The organism is Neobacillus sp. DZ-9 (assembly GCF_059587065.1).
Window position 1 is genome coordinate 175,348 of the sequence record NZ_JCAIOL010000011.1, and the last position, 18,735, is coordinate 194,082.

Below are 18,735 nucleotides of genomic sequence, written 5' to 3' on the forward strand. Positions count from 1 at the left end.
ATGTATCTAGAGGTCATTTAGAATTTTTATGTTAGTAGTAGGACAAATAATAATATACCCCAATAAGAGAGAGGGAATTTTATGAATCAAGAAGGATATTTAAAAAAGAAAATGGGCTTTTGGTCACTTACAGCATTATCTCTTGGAGGAATTATTGGATCAAGCTGGCTTTTTGGACCGTGGAATACGGCAAAAATGGCTGGACCTGCAGCCATTTTGTCATGGATTATTGCTGCATTCGTCATCACTCTTATTGCTCTTGTTTACGCTGAATTAGGAAGGGTAAGACCAGAAGCAGGCGGTTTGGCACGTTATCCCCTTTATTCCCATGGAAAATTGCTTGGTACCGTGACAAGTTATTCTATTTGGCTTGGCTACTGTGCCACTGCACCCGTGGAATCGTCAGGAGTTATTCAATACGCTAATCAGTTCTGGCCTGGACTGTATGATGTAACTAAGGAGCAACTAACTACAACAGGAATTCTGGCATCGACTGTTTTAATGGTATTATTTGTGGTTGTGAACTATTTTGGTGTGAAATTATTTGCTGTTACTAATACCATAATTACCACGATTAAATTTATAGTACCTCTACTAACCATCATTGCATTTTTTATGACAGGTTTTCATGCTGAGAATTATACAAGTCATGGGTTCGCCCCTTATGGATTTGGAGCAGGGTTAAGCGCAATCTTAACTAGTGGTATATTTTTTGCCTATACAGGATTTGGGAATGTGATTATGATGGGCGGCGAGGTTAAAAACCCAAGGCGTAATATTCCACTTGCACTTATCGCATCTCTGTCAATTTCAGCTATTTTATATGTTTTACTTCAAATCGTTTTTATTGGAGCCGTTCCGCCAGAAATGCTGGCTAACGGTTGGAGTGGAATTAAATTTGACTCTCCATTTGCGAATTTAGCACTTATGGCGAATATGGTTTGGCTATCTTGGACCATTACAGCGGACGCAATGGTTTCCCCAACTGGATCAGCGCTTGCTTATACAGCTGGGACTTCAAGACATGTTTTCGCAATGGCAAAAAGTGGATTCCTGCCATCCTATTTCGGATCTATTAATAAAAAATTTGGGGTTCCAACACGTGCACTTACGCTCAATTTCCTCATCGGGCTGCTTTTCTTGTTCCCTTTAAAGAGTTGGACTGCGATTGTAGCCATTGTTGGAGCAATTGGTATTTTTAAATACGCATCAGCATGTGTCACGGTAATGGTGTTTCGTAAGGTTGGGTTGACAAAAGACAACGGTATACCAGGTATGCCTATTATTGCTCCTTTAGCCTTTGTATTTGCTACTCTGCTTATTTATTGGACAAACTGGAGCAGAGTTCAACTTGCTATTTGGGGATTAGTAATTGGACTTGCAGGATATTTAATTGTTCATTTTATCAATAAACATAAATCGATAGAAATCATTGGCGGGATCTATCTTGTTATTTATATTCTGATGCTCGTTGGAATTTCATCAATCGGGAATTTTGGCGGTAAGGGAATTATTCCAGAGCCATTTATGTCTTTTATCGTGGCAATATTAGGATTCATTTTTTACTATTTTGCCGTTTATAACGGTATTTGGTATATGCGAAAAAAAGGGGACATCCAAGAATTGAGCAACATGGAAAGTCCATCCGTTTAATAGCAGTTTTATTTTACAAAAGGAGAAATGATTATGAAGCTTTGGGGTGGACGTTTTAGAAAAGAAGAAAATAAACTAATGGAGGACTTTAATAGTTCTCTTCATGTTGATAAGAGACTATATTCTGTAGATATTAAAGGAAGTATTGCACATGTAAATATGCTTGTGAAATGTGAATTACTTACAAAGCAAGAAGGAGAAAGTATTATAAAGTCTCTTCTTTCTATATTGGAAGAAATCGAAAGCGGAACATTAGTTATCGAAGGGAATTTTGAAGATATTCATAGTTTTGTTGAAGCAAAGTTAACAGAACGAATAGGTGAAACAGCAAAAAAACTTCATACAGCCAGAAGCCGAAATGACCAAGTTGCTTTGGATATCAGGCTTTATGCTAAAAATAAGGCGTTAGAGGTGATCGGGTATATTGAGAGGCTGCAAAATAGTCTGACAGAAAAAGCAAATGCAAACAATGTGATAATGCCAGGATACACTCATTTACAGCGTGCTCAGGTAGTAACGCTTAAGCACCATTTAATGGCCTACTTTAATATGTTGGATAGGGACAGAAAAAGAGTTCTTAATGCGATTGGAATTATGAACGAGAGTCCACTTGGATGTGGAGCATTGGCAGGAACGACTCATACTATAGACCGAGAAATGACAGCTGAAGATTTGGGATTTTCAAAACCTGTATCCAATTTCCTTGATGGAGTTAGTGATAGAGATTATCTATTAGAATTAATGTCTTGTTTTTCGATCATTATGATGCATTTAAGCAGATTAAGTGAGGAACTGATTTTATGGAGCAGTCAGGAATTTAAATTTATTAATATTGATGATGCATATTCTACAGGCAGCAGTATTATGCCTCAGAAGAAAAATCCTGACGCAGCAGAGCTTATAAGAGGAAAAACAGGACGAGTATACGGTTCTCTAACTTCGCTTTTAACAACGATGAAAGGGTTGCCATTGGCTTACAATAAGGATATGCAGGAAGATAAAGAACCATTTTTTGATGCATTGGATACCGTGTTATCTTGTCTTGAAATTATGTCTAATATGATTTCTACTATGAAAGTGAATACTGAAAATATGAAAAAAGCTGTGAAATATGGTTTTCTCAATGCAACTGAAGTCGCTGATTATTTAGTTAGCAAAGGGGTTGCGTTTAGAGATGCACATAGTATCGTAGGTTCTATTGTGATTTATTGTGAAGATCATAATAAAGGAATAGAAGAGTTGTCTCTAGACGAATTGAAGAGCATAAATTCATTAATTGAAGAAGACTTATATGAATTTATTGATTATCAAAATATTTTAAATAAAGGCATTAAGGTGAACATATTAAAATAATCTAGATTTTTCAATTAAAGAGCTATAGCATAGAAGATTTATTATCTATGCTAATAGCTCTTTAATATTTTTTTAAAAGACATTTGTTATCAAATGAATCCAATGCTGCTGTAACTGTAGGAATTGGATATGATCAAACACTTCACTCAAGAGATAAACGTCCAACGCGCCACCCAACATTAACATATATATCCAATTTTGTTTAAAAGTCTTATTCCACTAAATGGCCCGATTGCTGAACAAAGATCAATCTGGACTCTTCCACTAAACTGCCCCTTTAGTTGTATAAACAAAAAGCAGCCAATATGGCAGCTGGTTCTTAAACTCTTGCACCCGTTAGCTTAGGTACAATTCATCACAAACTTAGGGGAATATTATGGTTTCACAGCATCAATAATCAGAGAAGGAAAAACAAGTTTATCACCTTGGTTACGAGGGTCGTACTTTTTGGAACGAAAAATTACACCATCAACTCCAGCCCAATAATTCTGATGAAAATTACCTTCCTCATCGCAGTATTCAAGCAATTTAACTCTATATCCAGCACTTTCAAACATTTTTGTTAGAGTTTTATAATTGTGAACTATTTTATGACTAGCCGCTGGGTGGTCTGTTGGACCAGGTCCCCCGACCTGTACAATATTTTGGTAGGATTTATCTGGAAAATAACCATCAGGTACTGCACAGCGTATATAGCCAAAAGCTTTTAGGTATTTAATACATATTTTCGCTGCCTCTTTACCTTCTTCATAGGTGAGATGTTCCCATACGTGTTCAGCTAAAATAGCTGTTAATGAACTATTATCGAACCTGCTTCGCCACGTATTTTCGTCTAATAAATTTATTTCTTCTTCCTGTGTATGTAGCCAACCTGGATTATTATTATATTTCCCCGCACCAATAACCAGCTTTATTTCTTTCTGTTTTAAATCCAACTTTTTCACCTCCTAGAGCTATTTATTACTATTTCTTTCTACAGCTTTTATTTTCCTTCTTCACTATCCTTCCCCGTTACAACAAGCAAAAAGACCGCCGCAGCGATCCATCTTGAACTTATGTACCCTATAGTTAAGTAGAAACCTTCACAACCTCTTATACATTCTAATTAATTCCAATCCCTAAAATGTATTGTTCTAGAATCTAGCTCATTAAAAAAAGACGCCTTCTCATTAAAGAAAAGCGCCCTTTTATTGTATAAGCATCGCTTAATAGCATATTGTGCTCATATAGTTGCTCATAAGTAACTTCGAGCACCGCTCCAATTTTCATGGACGTGGTTTATTAGAAAAAAATTTCCATGTTTGCAACTTTTTGCTATCGTTAAACGTGGTTAAGTTGAAAGGGGGAGAGGCAGTGGAGCTTGATCAAGCTTATCGAGAAAATGTAAATGATTTATATCGCTATCTTTACTCCCTTTCAAAAGATCATTTTATAGCTGAGGATTTAGTGCATGATGCCTTTTACAGGGCATATTTGCAGCTCGAAGATTATGAAATTTCTAATATCAGAGCATGGCTGTTTAAGGTGGCCTACCATGCCTTTATTGACTTTCAACGGAAAAATAAGCGCCTGGCCTTTAATGAGCAATTTGAAGAAAGTGGGCCTATCTCAAAGGAAACGCCAGAAAAAAGACTGCTAGATAAAGAGAGTTTTCAATCATTATTAAATGACATTCATTCGTTAAAAGAACAGGAAAGACATGTTTTACTGCTATGCGATTTGCATCAGCTTACCTACAATGAAGCCGCGGAAATATTGGATATGAAAATAAATACACTGAAAAGCCATTTACATCGGGGCCGCAGGAAGGTCATGAACAGAGTGAAGGAAAGGATGACGTCAGATGAGTGATGAAAAAAAACAAATGGAAGAAGACTATCAAAATTATCTAAAAGAATCTCTGAATGATGTGAGAGGGCTTCACCCATACTCAAAAGAAGGCCAAACAGAGATTGTGAATCAAGGTAAAAATATGGCACGAAGATCGAACATCATGATCAGTCTCGCTATTCTTTTATTGATTGTTCCTGTCATGACTTTAGCCACTTATATGTACTACGCAATTGGTGGTCGAGCGGACCACCTAATTGATGTTGTAACAAAGACGATTTATGTTACTGAACCAAATATGAGCTTAGAAGAGATGGATTTAGAAGATGAAATTAGTTTTTTTTCAATGAATATAAAGTTTGATGTTTTTAAAAGAATTGGTAAAGAAGATTATAAGGTTGGAAACTATGATATTGACTTCTTGTTGAACCATCCAAGTTTTCCAAAGAAGAATTTGTTGTTAGATCGGCCTTTGTCTGAAAACCCTAGCAAGGAAACGGAGGTCATGGTACACCCTAAAGTAAGAATTCCTTATACTGAAACAGATGAATGGGATAAATTAAAAAAACTTCCAGATGGAACAGTCGCTGAGGTATATGTCTCGCTAAACAGGTTAATGAAACCAGAGGATTTGAAAAATAGTCTACCTGAAAATATGGAGCTCCGCTGGTTTGCCGTTGATACAGGAATGGAAATCAAACAAGAAGACGCTGGCGGTGTACCAATTACGCCGCTAGGCTACCCTGCACAGTATGACCCAACTACATGGTCCCCATTTAAGACCAATGGTGAATCGAATGAGGAGGTTTTTCTTGATATTTTAAAATTGCTTAAAAAAAATGAGACGGTTGCTGAAAAAGTCGCTCGCGCCAAATCTTTGTCTATAAGGAGTCGCCTAGCCTATATCGAGCAACACGGTATTAAGGTTTATGGTGCCGTCATAACTGGTCCCACGGAAGAATTGAGAAAACTGCAGGATATCAAAGAAATTCGCGCGCTGAAGGTGGGGGAAGTGAAACTATGGAACTGGGAATAAAGAAAAAAGGAGGGGGAAGAAGCCTTCCGACAATATCAGGATTTTTATCTTTTCTGATTGCTCTCATTTCATTAGCTGGTTTAAATGTTGCCCTATTACTAAAAAATTCAGTGTTTCCGGGAGTCTTTATTATTCAACTTCCAATTTTAGGATTTTTTCTCGGTGTCATTGGATTATTTACTAGGAGAAGATCGAGGCTTTTTGCCATATGGGGGCTCTCCCTATGTATCTTTCTGTTGATTTTTACCTTTTTAATGGTGATATCTTCATTGAGTATTAATTATAAACCATGATACGAAGGAAAGAAGGCGGCCAAGTGCTGCCTTTTTTGTGACTACCAGTTAATAGCGATTGATTTTGGAAGATCATTGCTTAAATCTTATTCAAGATAAGCACCCGTTTTCTTTCACAATCTCTTCTACACTTTAAAAATATATGAGTACTTTAGTAAGTATTCTATAGATTTTAGTCTATTTTACTCGTTGAAACATAGGATGACTTTCTTTAAATTGAACTAAATCCCATAAGTTTCCGTATAAATCTTTAAATACAGCAACAATACCATATGATTGTTCTTTTGGTGCTCTAACGAATTCAATTCCTTTTGCTATCATTTCATTATAGTCTCTCCAAAAGTCATCTGTCCCTAGGAATAGAAAAACTCTTCCTCCTGCTTGATTTCCAATAAAAGATATTTGTTCTGGTTTTGAAGCCCTTGCAAGTAATATTGTAGTTCCTGATGAGCCGGGCGGAGATACTACTACCCAGCGTTTATCTTGTTCTGGTTGATATGTATCTTCAATTAACGTAAAATGAAGTTTTTTTGTGTAAAACTCAATGGCTTCATCATAATCTTGAACAACCAAAGCAATATGTACAACAGATTGAATCATTTTATTAACCCTTCTTTCTTGGTAAAACATAAAGCCTTACACCACAATTTAATATAATGGTAATCCTTACTGAGTTTTTTTTAGATAAATTATACATTAAAGCTGACTTATCTAACTATTCATTTGTTGAATTTTCTTATTTCACTAAACTGCCCCGTTCCTTCAATAAAGAAAAAAGATCGCCGCATCGATCATTCTTGTGCTCAAGCACCCGTTAATTTAAGATGATTGTTGTTTTCCTTTCTTACTTTTTGCAATGAAAATAGCCCCTAATATAACGCCAGCCCCTATAATATCCATAATAATGTTGCCCATCTTACCTAAGTTATCAATTGTTAATCCTATTAAAAAACTGCCTAATAAAATAAGTAAAATAACAAAAAATAATTTCATAATCTCTCCCCTCTCGAACATCTTACTGAACTACCTTTAAATTAACATATTCTTCTTGTTTTACTGTTTATCCTTCTTCAAGTAACCTGCTTCGATAGTTGAAGAAGCTCTCCGTTTCGACTTCGAAAGCCCTGTCAATAATCCCTTTAAAAAGAGAAATTTAGGGAGAGATGTATTTTGTGATTATCTAAGGCATGGGAAACATATGAATCGGATAAACGAATGGAGATTGCTTTAAGACTTTATTAAGTTTTCCATGCTATAATTCAACAAAATATTAATGATTGTGAGGGGGAAAAATGAAGAAATGGTTTCCTCATGGGAAATGGACGAAATATTATGTATGGCTACACCATTATTCCATTGTATCCTTTTTAGTTCTCATGGTAACAGGACTTGCTCTTTATATCCCATTTTTTCATGTAAGGCTGATACGGTATCTATTCTTCCTTTATGATGCTCATATTTTCTTTGGAATCGTTTTTTTTCTGTCGTTATTTTCTCCTATTGTGAAGAAGTTGCCAAAGTTGAACCGCATACGAAAAGTCGATTGGTTTATGCCAATATTTTTTGGTACAGCAATCGTTTTAACTGGATTTTCTTTGTGGAAGGTCAATTGGTTTCCCGCAAGCATAAGAGAAGCAGCATTCCCTTGGCATAGGAATTTGTCTTATTTTTTATGCATTTGGTTTTTCTTGCATGGTTTCTTCAAAGCAACCGGAACCCAATATCCCCAAACGTTGGCAACGAAAAAAATGGATTCAGAACGAAGGCAATTTCTACGCTGGGGAGTTTCAGGCTTAGTGATTGGTGCCATTGCAATGACTCCGTTTTCAAAGCTTTTCACTACGCGTGGTAAAGTATCAGCAAATTCGAAACCGGGTGTACATGAGTTTCCGGATTATTTTACTGTGACGGACAACTATCCAAAAGTTTTGCTCGACAAGTACCGATTGATGGTTGATGGTCTAGTGGCTACTAAAAAATCAATTACTTTTGAACAATTGACATCTTTACCTGTCACAAAACAGATTAAAAATTTCCAATGTGTAACAGGATGGACGGTTTCGGATGTGGAATGGGAAGGCATTCACATCCGCGAGCTTGTTTCATTGGTAAAACCCACTTCAGAAGCTTCATTCATCACCTTCTATTCGGCTGATGGGGTCTATACAGAAAGTTTATCCCTTAAAGAAGCGATGGAATCCGATGTTCTTCTAGCTTATAAGATGGACAATCAGCCGCTTCTCGTCGAACAAGGTTTTCCGCTTCGATTGGTGGTGCCAAAAATGTATGGGTACAAATCTATCAAATGGGTAAATCGTGTTGAATTTGCATCCACTCGTATTCAAGGATACTGGGAACAACGAGGCTATCCTGCTGAGGCAACATTTTGAGCAAGTAAAAAATGCAAGGTCTTTTTGGAATTACGACTTTTACTTATTTAAGCCTTCTCCCCAACTCACTGATAGTAAAGAGGTGGAATAAAGGTTTATTTTAATTATCCGCTGCGAAATTTGTTTAAACGATATCTGGATAATCGTGAAAAGCGGAAGTATTAGGCAGGAATTATATAGAAAGTATTTTTAAATAAAATAAAGTTTAAAGAATTACGCCTGATACATCTCCTTTCCATACTTCTTTTTCATTCTGATTTTTACATAAAAAGGATGCAACAAACCCTGTTCTATTATTTTCTTGCCTTTCGTATTTCTCAATTTTAACTATACAAACTATTGTATCTCCTGTAAAAACAGGTCTTAAAAACTCAAAACTCGTACTACGAGCCAGTACGTTATTATCTCCAGCTATTTTTGTTGGCAGAGTTGCCGTTAGTAACCCTTGAATGACAAGTCTTCCTTGTTCATCTGGGGTTATATGATGTATCCCTTCATCCCCTGAAATCTCAGTAAATAATTCAACATCCCTTACTGTAAAAGTTCGTTCAAACGTAATTATGTCTCCTGCTTTTAATGACATTTTAAACTCCTCCCACTGTCTGGTTAATCACAATGCGAATATTACATCAATACCAGACTTTTTAAGGTAATATATTCCATAAAAATCCAAAAAAACCCTTCTTCAACTCCCTGCATCCGTTACTTAAAATAAAAAAGCTGCCGAGATTGGCAGCTGGCTCTTCAACTCTTATTTCTAAAGAGGCGAATTATATAACCTCCGTGATGAACATTTCTTTTTATTTCATTATTTCTTGTTTATCGTAATCCCTTAACGCCCAAGTTAAAATATCATTTGCGTAAAGTCCTACATCGTCTGGTGAAATTTCAACAAATTTACCATCAATAAATGCAGCCCAATGGATGTTTTCTGTAGGTTTATCAACCAATCCATTGATTCCTGTAATCATACCGTTTGTTTCCGCCACATCAAAGTTGTTTTTGGTTATGTCGTAAATAGTGTCTCCCTCTTCAAATGTTATATTTTTCTTTACTATAACTTTATTGTTTTGATCCATAATCTGAATAATGCCATTTACTTCAACAGCATATGCTGGATTTGCAAGCCATAAAGCAAACAAAAAGGGGAGTGCAAAAGCAAGTTTGTACATATTTATCCTCCTCAATTTTTCTTATTATTTCCTAATGTCATTTAATTATGAGTGTTGTTTTCATATAAAAACACCTAACAAGTTATTAGGTGTAATTTTAAATATAAATAGAATTAACTATAACAAATTTGGTTAATGACAATGGTTTATGGCTAAAATTTAATCTAAGCTTTAAGCGATTGAAAAAGAACCAATTTTTTTGTCTTTTTGACTGTTATTAAACTATCCTGCCAGTTAGTACAACAAGCAAAAAAAGACCGCCGCAGCGATCTATCTTGAACTCTTGCACCCGTTTGTTTAAGTATAATTCTTCACATACTCAATTCAATTCAGGTTGATTATTATTAAAATCAAATTTATAAATTGGGTTTATACACTCCAAAATAGATACTATTGCATATCGGATTAACGTATTAAGGCACAAAAAAATCCTGCCTTGATGCATCAGGCAGGTTACTTGAGTTTTAGCTTTTTAGGATATCTTCAATACGATTTAATTCTTCTTCAGAGAAAGATAGGTTATTTAATGCTGCAACGTTTTCTTCAATTTGGCTTACACGGCTTGCACCGATCAGTGCGGATGTAACTTTACCACCTCTTAAAACCCATGCTAGGGCCATTTGTGCCAGGTTTTGACCACGTTCTACAGCGATTTCATTTAACTGCTGGACACGATTAATTACAATTTCCGTTACTTGATCAGTACCCAATGCGCCTGTTGATTTTGCTGCTCTAGAATCAGTAGGAATTCCATGCAAGTATTTATTGGTTAATAATCCTTGTGCTAATGGACAAAAGGCGATCGATCCGACACCGTTTTCCTGCAAAACATCTTGCAAGTCATCTTCAATCCATCGATTCAGCATCGAATAGCTAGGTTGATGAATGACAAGAGGAGTGCCTAATTGATTCAATATTTTGATTGCCTCATCTGTTTGTTCAGCACTGTAGCTTGAAATTCCAACATATAATGCTTTACCCTGGCGAACAATTGAGTCTAATGCACCCATCGTTTCTTCAAGAGGCGTGTTTGGATCAGGTCTATGTGAATAGAAAATATCAACATAATCCAAACCCATTCGCTTTAGGCTTTGGTCTAGACTTGAAATGAGATATTTCCTTGACCCCCATTCCCCATAAGGGCCTGGCCACATATAGTACCCTGCTTTTGATGAAATGATCATTTCATCCCGGTATGGGGCAAAATCTGTTTTTAGCATCCTACCAAACATTTCTTCGGCTGATCCTGCCGGTGGGCCATAATTATTAGCTAAGTCAAAATGTGTAATACCTAAATCGAATGCTCTTCTAAGCATGGCACGGCCATTTTCATATGTATCAACACCACCAAAATTATGCCATAAGCCCAGTGATATGGCTGGAAGCTGAAGACCGGAATGTCCGCTTCGATTGTATTTCATATTGTCATATCGAGTTTGATCTGCTTGGTAAACCATGATTGCCCCTCCTTTTTGATTACATGTAATATTATATACGTTCGATTTTATATGTCTATTAAAAGAAAAGCTCCCTGGAAAAAATGTATTCGTCTGCCAACCTTTAATTCCTTTTATTCATACAGATAAGTAAGGGTTTGAAGTTATCGCTCCCTTTTCCCCCGTTTTAAGTTGAAGAACAAAAGGGATCGCCGCAGTCATCCCATCTTTAACTCTTGCACCCGTTACTTTAAGTGCATTTCTTCACATACTTCACCAAAAGAAGACGTTCCCTTTAAGAGAAACGGCTTTATCAATCCTCGATTCAATTTTTCAAATTTTTATCCTATTAATTTTTTCTTTTGACCTTCAAATTCTTCTTGAGTTATAATACCTTCTTTAAATAGGTCATATAATTTTCTTATTTCATCTGATGTACTAGAACTGGAAGTACCTTGCGTTTCTTCAGAAAGTGCCATTTTTCTATCTTCTTTGTCAGCTTGATTAATTAGTACACTAATTAATTTATGCCACTCATTTATATTTGTTATTACCGATTTGTAATACTCTGAGTCTTTGCTAACTCCTTTACTCTCGTTTATGAAGGTTATTTCCTGTATGGGCTTTGATGTATCATTTACTACAATCTGTAATTTTAAACTCTTAACAGTTTGAGTTGTTGTGGTTTTTCCTGATAAACCACCGATAATTGCTCCAACACCACCTGCAATTATTCCACCCAATAAGGCTCCTCCTATTTGACTGGATCGTGATGTTTGAGTTACAGATACCCCATCTTCAATAATTTGGGATTCTAATAAATCTGTGTGAGAGTAATATTTAGTAGAAAAACTAAAATCTTCTTCGTGTTCAAACCCATATTTTTTTAAGATACATATTCTGTTTGAAAGTTTATCAAAGGCTAACGTAGTACGCTCATACACATGGCGTTTTACTGGCTTAAAATTTTGACTTTCAAACTCCTTTTGTATTTTTGCTTCATTAATTTTTGATTTTTCCAATGATTCCTTCCCACCATGTTCTATCCATCTAAAAAATCCCCATACGCAAAGTGCTATTACAATTAAAATACAAATGAAAATAACCATATAATATCCCCCCCTTTTTTTTCTTTTTCTAAATCAATAATACATTATGATTGCTAGAGTTGTAATTAAGATATTTAATAAATACATATCCAAAAATTATCAAGAATTATTCTTAAGCGTTCTTATAATCTGAAAAAAAATTATCTGAAGGAGAACTAAAATTATTAGTTGATTGAAGGGAGATCCAAAGGAACACGGTTTGATGAAAAACTCCTTCTTCAGCTAACCTGCTTACGTTAGCGAAAGAAGAAAAAGAGTTGCTGTAGCAACTCTTTATTAAACATAAGCACCCGTTACTTTAAGTACGATACTTCACAATCTACTTTGTTATTCGAGTCAAATAAAAGGTCCTGGTTAAAACATCGTATCTGCTAATTTTTGAACACCGTATATTCCTAATGAGAAAAAACCAATGATTACAAACAAGTTAAAAAAAATAAATTTTTTATTAGCTACGAGTAGGTTAAGGTTCTCCTTTCTTTGCAACTCAACTAATAAGAAAAAAATCAGGGAGCACACCACTGCATACATACCAAGTACGCTAAGTACAAAAGTTGTTAGAAAGCCGAAAAATATATGTATAAATCCAGCGACTATAAACCTAAAATTTTTCATTCTCCTTGTTAGAAAATCTGATAAAAATGAAACAGGTATTCCATAGAGAAAGTTACCTACTACTGCACACAAAATAACAATAATTAATCCTCCTGTATCGTCCTGAATGATTTCAAACAGAAAATATAAAGCACTAAAGATCAGGGTTGAGAATAATGCCGTTCTTAACTTTTTCCCCATTGGTTTCTCCTTAGAATTTTAATAGCTTTAAAATAATACTTTTCTAATCTCTATTTTACCATTTCATTCTTCCACTTACCTGCCAGTTAACACAATAAGAAAACGGGATCACCGCAGCATCCCGTCTTTAACATTAGCACACGTTAGCTTAATAAGAACTTTTTACATTTTCCCTTCTTTTATCCATCTCCAAATACGGTAACTACCGAATACTGACACTAAGAAAAGGAAAATCATAAATATAACGTAAATTGATAATCTATTGATTTCTTGTAACCTTTCACCATTAGTCACTACCCACATTGATAATCCAAATAGCATCAAGTAACAAAATACATTAGGAATAATCCATACGATTCTTAACTTTGTGTTTTTCAAAAATATCCCCCCAAAGTAAGTACGAATATCAGCAAGAATAGGTTCCAAATAATGATTTCCTTATTCAACAAACCTGCCCCGTTAGCTGAACAAGCAAAAAGACCGCTGCAGCGATCTCATCTTTAACAAATTTGTTTAAGTAAAAAGATTCACAATCTCTTCTACACCTTAATATAACTCCAATTACTAATAAGTGCTGATCTAGAATCCAGTACAATACAAATAGACGCCTTCTTATTCAAGAAAAGCGCCCTATTCTGGAATTACTGAGGTCGTTGAAACGTGTTCACACCTTATTACATTAGCACTCTTTTAATTGAAGAATTTTTATAAAAATATAAGACTTCCAGACGAGTAATCATGAAGTTTGGGGCATGAATAGGTAAAGTCCATAATCTTGCATCACGGAGGTGTGTCCCATTTGCCGTAACATGGTAGCTATATTGCCACGGTGATATGATCCGTGAGTAACAACGTGTAGGACCGATTCAGAAACAGAAGTTTCAAGCTTCCCAGCATATGGGTTATCAACCACTATCACCTTTTCAATATTTTCTTGGCTGTTCAGAAGTTCTTTGTAACGTTCAGATAATCCTAAAAAGATCTTTTTCATTTCTTCAATACTTTTCGTTTCGATCTGTTCTCTTAATTGATTCGTGGTTGCGATTGCTTCATTCATACTTTTACCTGAGATAATGTCAAACCATGCATAATCAGTGAGATAAATGTGGGACAACACCTTTGATACCGAAGAAAAGCCAGTCTGAATTTCCTTATGATAAATGTCTTGCGGAAATTCTTTTAAACGATCAATTATAACTCCATTTGCCCATATGTGGTAGTCGTACATTTTTAATGCGGGATGCGTCATTTTAAATTTCCTCCTTTTTTTCATTATCTTGAATCTTTCAATTGATTCTTAATTACAAATAACTTACTTACAAATTCTGGAGGTAAATATTATTATTCTGTTTTAATTACAAAAATCCTTCTACAACTTAACTGCAGTTAGCTCATAATCCTTATTTCATTAAATGGCCAATTCATACGTCAATTCTTGTGTCATTTATTAAGAAAGCACCCGAAAACGGAATCCTTTACTCATCATTAGGGCTTCTTTCTATTTATCTCGGAAAGGTGACCGTGGCCGATAAATTTAAAACATGCCGCAGATTTGGTTAGGATTCCGCGATCTTGGACCGGAATTCCGCGGAATTTTGATTTTTTTCCGCGAAATCGGACTAGAAATCCGCCGAATCGAGGTAGAATTCCGCGAATTACTCTATTAATTCCGCAAAACTCCATACACAGCGTCAATTTTTAACAAATTTTTCCCGAAAATATAGCAAACTATGGTAAAATATTAAGAAAAAAGAGAGATAGAGGTGATTTTTACAAGATGAAGAAAACCATTGTTCGTACGCTGTCGACAGCAGCGCTTTTTTCGACGCTTTTTGCTGGTTCCGCCCTCGCCGATACATACAAAGTTCAAAAAGGTGACACCTTATCAAAAATTGCCTCGAAGTATAATACGAGTGTTCAAGATATCAAGACTCTGAACAGCCTGAAATCCGATATTATCTATGAAAATCAAAATCTCATCATTTCCGCTGAGCCCCAGGCACCGCAGACGACCACTTACACCGTAGTAAAAGGCGACGCTCTCATTAAAATTGCCAACCGTTATAACGTCACGGTCGGCGAGCTGATGCAATGGAACAATCTGAATAGCAATATCATTTATGCCGGACAAGTCCTGAAGGTCTCAGCCCCAAAACAAACAACGACGTCACCAAAGCCAGCCACACCGGCACCTGCGCCACAGCCGTCCAACACAACAACTAGCGAATATACCGTTAAGAGCGGCGACAGCTTGAGTAAAATCGGCGTGCAATTTAGCATGACGGTTGAACAGTTAAAAACATTGAATAACTTGAAATCTGACATGATTTATGTCGGGCAAAAACTGAAGGTCACAGCGGCGCAGACGACGCCACCGACTGCACCGGCACCAACGACACCAACTCCAGCACCAACACCAACGGCACCTGCTCCATCAACGGTCTCCGAGTATACTGTTAAAAGCGGTGATACGCTTGGAAAAATTGCTGGGCAGTTTAACATGACGGTTCAGAACTTGAAGTCGCTAAACGGGTTAACCTCCGACATGATTTATGTAGGACAGAAGCTGAAGGTATCGGGCCAGCAGCCTAGTACCACAACCCCTCCACAGCCATCCGATTTTGCTTCGAAGATGATTTCGACTGCTAAAAGTTTGATTGGAACGCCTTACGTGTGGGGCGGCAGCTCTCTTTCCGGATTTGACTGCAGCGGATTCATCTATTATGTGGCGAACCAGGCAGGCATGAAGATCGGCCGTACTTCCGCGGATGGATATTACAGCCGCGCTTACTATGTGGCGCAGCCGAAGGCAGGCGATCTCGTCTTTTTCGAAAATACATATAAGCCAGGCATCTCCCACATGGGAATCTACCTTGGCGACAACCAATTTATCCACGCAAGCGAATCTGGCGTTGCCATTAGTAATTTAAGCAATTCTTATTGGAAACAGCATTTTGATGGATTTAAGAGGTTTTACTAAAACGAGAAACGCTTGGATGAGATAAACATCCAGGCGTTTTCTTTACAAAAAAGCGATAAAAATAAAAAGTTGCCCATTGATAGGCAGCTTTATTTTTCAGATATAAAGGAAACAACTTTCTCAAAAACATCTAGTTGGTCTGAAACAAGGAAAGCAGGGAGAAGCATCATAGCAAGAAGAACCACAAGATTCGAACCAATCCCTATTTTTAAAAACTTCATAATAGTCCCTTCTTAGTTTTAGTCATAGTACATCCTATGCCGATATATCGAAAGGGATTGGATAAGTTACTCATAAATTATCGTAAATTAAAGAATAGGATTTGAATTTATGTTGGAGTTAGACCCATGGTGCCGATGATATAATACAATCCAACAGGTTTGAACTAACAGATAAATTGGAAATGAGTAAAACAGCTTGTATCCGTACCTGTAATGAAAAACACCAAAATAAGTAGCAAGCCATTCCATTCCTAAGCTAAATAAAGACCAACTAAGAATGTATATAGGAATAGATACAGGTCTGAAGCGATCATAAACGTAAAAAAATAAGTAACTTAATGGACCATAAGAAACGTAAGAGAGAAAATCAAATAATTCATAAGAAGAATTGTCATTTACATCATAAAAACTAACAGGCTGAACACTTAGGGAATGATCGAAAAAGAAGCCGCTATAAATACCACAAGTAAAAAATACAATAGCCATTTTTCTCGGAAACCGTTTTGGAAGGCACAACACCGTGGTGATTCCTACGCATAATCCAACCAGAATAAACCATTCATTTGAATTGAAATGGTTGTCATAAACAATCATACTTTCTTCACTTCTTTCCGACCCGCATTGACAATAACCCAAGCCATCAATCTCGAAAAAACTGCATAACTGCTAAACATTAATATGGTATATCCAACATTCCAATGATGGGCTGTGATAATGTCCAACTTTTCTAATAAATTCCCCATCAAAATAAAACTAAAAATGATTGCGATGACAATGATCCATTTTAAGAATTTCCAAGAATATAAAAGAATGTTGGAAGTTATAACAAACACAAGTGGGTTCATAATTAAACGCATCACCAAATCAGCTATTGATTTCTCTACAGAATGATTCACATCAATCCATTTAAGGTTTACATGCAACACTGTAAATATACTGAGTTGGAATATGGTATTAACAAAGAAAAGGAATACCATATCAAGTTCAGATAATTTTTTTGGAATATGTGTTAGCACAATAACCACAAACCAAGTGATGAGTACGCAAATCCCAAGTGCCACTACTTTGCCTCCTAAAGACCAATCTATCCACCTAATCCGATCGTTCCTAATTTTTATCTTGGTTGAATACGTTAATAAATATTCAAATCCCTGTTAAAACTAACTTTATTAGTAGATGAAACAATTGAAAAAAAGCTGCCATTGGCAGCTTTTTCTTCACCCCAGAAGCGGACAATCGCTGCTTTTCTACACTATTGCACCCCGGTAGATAAAGAAGAAGGTACAGTTAGTTTCTACAAGCTGACTGTTTTTAGTTCTCTCGAATTCTTATCAAAAAGTTCCAGAGCTGTGGAAGATATCTTTTTATAATCTATTCCTAACCATACATTTATATTAGGCTCATAATCTTTTTTAAAAATGATAGAAGACAAATTCTTAATTATGTTGAAAGACGCATACGGATGAGGAAAATCAGGGTCATTTTTTGCATCGTTCAGGAATTTCTCTAGAATGAAGTGGTTTTTGGAATAAATAAGTTCTACTAGTTTTGCCCGATATTCTAATTCATAGGACTTCAAACCAGGAAAGTATTTGTAATCATATAAATGCTGAGCTTCGTGTTTTAAATAGGATACCTGAAACTGGTCGTCTTCTAAATCTTTGTAACGTTTTAAATTACAATACAAACCATCTTCGTTTGCCCATCCACCAACAGCTCTATTGTTAAACGTTGCGTACCCCATCCAGCCTTCAAGAATAAAATCTGACATCATATGTACAGATACTGGAATTGATTGGTGAGGTATTTCAACATTAAAATTAACTGTTTCCGTACGTTTCCAAATATATGCTCCTCTAAATGGAGGAGTAACTCCACCCAAGAAATAATAACCTTTTTCAGTAAAAATATTAGCCAACTCATTTTCAGTTTCATCGATGTTTAAAGGTGACTCCATTTTTAAATGCATTCTTAAACTTTTATTCAGATTTAACTCAGCCTCATTCATCAGTTCTGCATTTGTTAATACTGTTCGAAAATAAGTATGATAAGCTGATACTACATCTCTAATCCAACTATCTTCCGTCAAAATATTTTCATCTGGTTTTTGAGAAAAAAATCTTTCTATATACCTCTGATGTAATTTTTCAATTTCTTTTGTTTTTGGCTGAATGGAATTTAGGTATTCCATTGCTGAATTTATATCTCCTTGAAGACACAGTGAAAAAAATCTATCCATTTAATTCTCCTCTTTTAATTTATTTTTATATTATAGAATTTCAAGATACCTCAGGCATTTCCCTGCTTATTAAGCTATGCTGCCCGGTAGCAGAAATCGAGTAGAGGGAAGATAAATGTATTATTTTCGCCCCTCTCACAACACCGTACGTGAGTCTGTCTAACAATTTTCACCTTTTTCCCACTTTCCCGATAGGGAAACCCATACTATTGTCGAATTTGTAATATA

At 35.9% G+C, this 18,735-nt stretch carries 19 protein-coding genes; 7 read left to right on the forward strand and 12 right to left on the reverse strand.

Annotation, left to right across the window (positions count from 1 at the left end; translation table 11 throughout):
* Positions 1-81 precede the first annotated feature (81 nt).
* A complete protein-coding gene (locus tag AC59HZ_RS25610) occupies positions 82-1,653 on the forward strand; it encodes an APC family permease (RefSeq protein WP_496548581.1) in 1,572 nt (523 codons plus the stop codon).
* 33 nt (positions 1,654-1,686) lie between these two features.
* Positions 1,687-3,006 (forward strand): argininosuccinate lyase, encoded by a 1,320-nt coding sequence (gene argH / locus AC59HZ_RS25615; protein ID WP_496548582.1) that lies wholly within the window; start codon positions 1,687-1,689, stop codon positions 3,004-3,006.
* Between the two features lie 374 nt (positions 3,007-3,380).
* Here argH and AC59HZ_RS25620 read toward each other — a convergent pair whose 3' ends face one another.
* Positions 3,381-3,941, reverse strand: a complete 561-nt coding sequence (locus AC59HZ_RS25620) for a class I SAM-dependent methyltransferase (RefSeq protein WP_496548583.1) — start codon at positions 3,939-3,941, stop codon at positions 3,381-3,383.
* Between the two features lie 418 nt (positions 3,942-4,359).
* On the opposite strand from AC59HZ_RS25620, the gene AC59HZ_RS25625 reads away from it, so the two are divergent.
* Both AC59HZ_RS25625 and AC59HZ_RS25630 read left to right on the forward strand, forming a co-directional pair.
* Complete coding sequence (locus AC59HZ_RS25625; RefSeq protein WP_496548584.1) at positions 4,360-4,857, forward strand: sigma-70 family RNA polymerase sigma factor; 498 nt, start codon at positions 4,360-4,362, stop codon at positions 4,855-4,857.
* Positions 4,850-5,872 (forward strand): anti-sigma factor, encoded by a 1,023-nt coding sequence (locus AC59HZ_RS25630; protein ID WP_496548585.1) that lies wholly within the window; start codon positions 4,850-4,852, stop codon positions 5,870-5,872. Before AC59HZ_RS25625 ends, AC59HZ_RS25630 begins: the two co-directional genes overlap by 8 nt.
* A gap of 470 nt (positions 5,873-6,342) precedes the next feature.
* Here AC59HZ_RS25630 and AC59HZ_RS25635 read toward each other — a convergent pair whose 3' ends face one another.
* Entirely contained in the window at positions 6,343-6,765 is a 423-nt protein-coding gene (locus AC59HZ_RS25635) for a VOC family protein (protein WP_496548606.1), read from the reverse strand.
* A gap of 219 nt (positions 6,766-6,984) precedes the next feature.
* Entirely contained in the window at positions 6,985-7,158 is a 174-nt protein-coding gene (locus AC59HZ_RS25640; RefSeq protein WP_496548586.1) for a serine kinase, read from the reverse strand.
* 299 nt (positions 7,159-7,457) lie between these two features.
* Between AC59HZ_RS25640 and AC59HZ_RS25645 the strand changes: the two genes are divergently transcribed.
* Positions 7,458-8,555, forward strand: coding sequence for a molybdopterin-dependent oxidoreductase (locus tag AC59HZ_RS25645; protein ID WP_496548587.1), 1,098 nt, complete (start codon positions 7,458-7,460; stop codon positions 8,553-8,555).
* A 205-nt stretch (positions 8,556-8,760) separates the two neighbouring features.
* On the opposite strand, the gene AC59HZ_RS25650 is transcribed toward AC59HZ_RS25645, so the two are convergent.
* The 6 genes from AC59HZ_RS25650 to AC59HZ_RS25675 form a co-directional block, all read right to left on the reverse strand.
* Positions 8,761-9,138, reverse strand: a complete 378-nt coding sequence (locus AC59HZ_RS25650) for a hotdog family protein (RefSeq protein WP_496548588.1) — start codon at positions 9,136-9,138, stop codon at positions 8,761-8,763.
* Between the two features lie 217 nt (positions 9,139-9,355).
* Positions 9,356-9,727, reverse strand: a complete 372-nt coding sequence (locus AC59HZ_RS25655) for a DUF4430 domain-containing protein (protein WP_335714806.1) — start codon at positions 9,725-9,727, stop codon at positions 9,356-9,358.
* Positions 9,728-10,191: 464 nt separating this feature from the next.
* A complete protein-coding gene (mgrA, locus tag AC59HZ_RS25660) occupies positions 10,192-11,184 on the reverse strand; it encodes an L-glyceraldehyde 3-phosphate reductase (protein WP_496548589.1) in 993 nt (330 codons plus the stop codon).
* Positions 11,185-11,504: 320 nt separating this feature from the next.
* Entirely contained in the window at positions 11,505-12,272 is a 768-nt protein-coding gene (locus tag AC59HZ_RS25665) for an SHOCT domain-containing protein (protein WP_496548590.1), read from the reverse strand.
* A gap of 354 nt (positions 12,273-12,626) precedes the next feature.
* Positions 12,627-13,067, reverse strand: coding sequence for a hypothetical protein (locus AC59HZ_RS25670; RefSeq protein ID WP_496548591.1), 441 nt, complete (start codon positions 13,065-13,067; stop codon positions 12,627-12,629).
* Positions 13,068-13,803: 736 nt separating this feature from the next.
* Complete coding sequence (locus AC59HZ_RS25675; protein WP_496548592.1) at positions 13,804-14,316, reverse strand: DinB family protein; 513 nt, start codon at positions 14,314-14,316, stop codon at positions 13,804-13,806.
* 292 nt (positions 14,317-14,608) lie between these two features.
* Here AC59HZ_RS25675 and AC59HZ_RS25680 point away from each other — a divergent pair, with 292 nt between their 5' ends.
* A complete protein-coding gene (locus tag AC59HZ_RS25680; protein ID WP_496548593.1) occupies positions 14,609-14,734 on the forward strand; it encodes a hypothetical protein in 126 nt (41 codons plus the stop codon).
* 110 nt (positions 14,735-14,844) lie between these two features.
* Positions 14,845-16,047 (forward strand): C40 family peptidase, encoded by a 1,203-nt coding sequence (locus AC59HZ_RS25685; RefSeq protein ID WP_496548594.1) that lies wholly within the window; start codon positions 14,845-14,847, stop codon positions 16,045-16,047.
* Positions 16,048-16,136: 89 nt separating this feature from the next.
* On the opposite strand, the gene AC59HZ_RS25690 is transcribed toward AC59HZ_RS25685, so the two are convergent.
* From AC59HZ_RS25690 to AC59HZ_RS25700, 3 genes are all read right to left on the reverse strand, one after another.
* On the reverse strand, positions 16,137-16,268 hold the full coding sequence (locus tag AC59HZ_RS25690) for a hypothetical protein (RefSeq protein WP_496548595.1): 132 nt from the start codon (positions 16,266-16,268) through the stop codon (positions 16,137-16,139).
* 590 nt (positions 16,269-16,858) lie between these two features.
* Positions 16,859-17,329, reverse strand: coding sequence for a hypothetical protein (locus AC59HZ_RS25695; protein ID WP_496548596.1), 471 nt, complete (start codon positions 17,327-17,329; stop codon positions 16,859-16,861).
* A gap of 233 nt (positions 17,330-17,562) precedes the next feature.
* Positions 17,563-18,507, reverse strand: coding sequence for a hypothetical protein (locus AC59HZ_RS25700; RefSeq protein WP_496548597.1), 945 nt, complete (start codon positions 18,505-18,507; stop codon positions 17,563-17,565).
* Between the last annotated feature and the right edge of the window lie 228 nt (positions 18,508-18,735).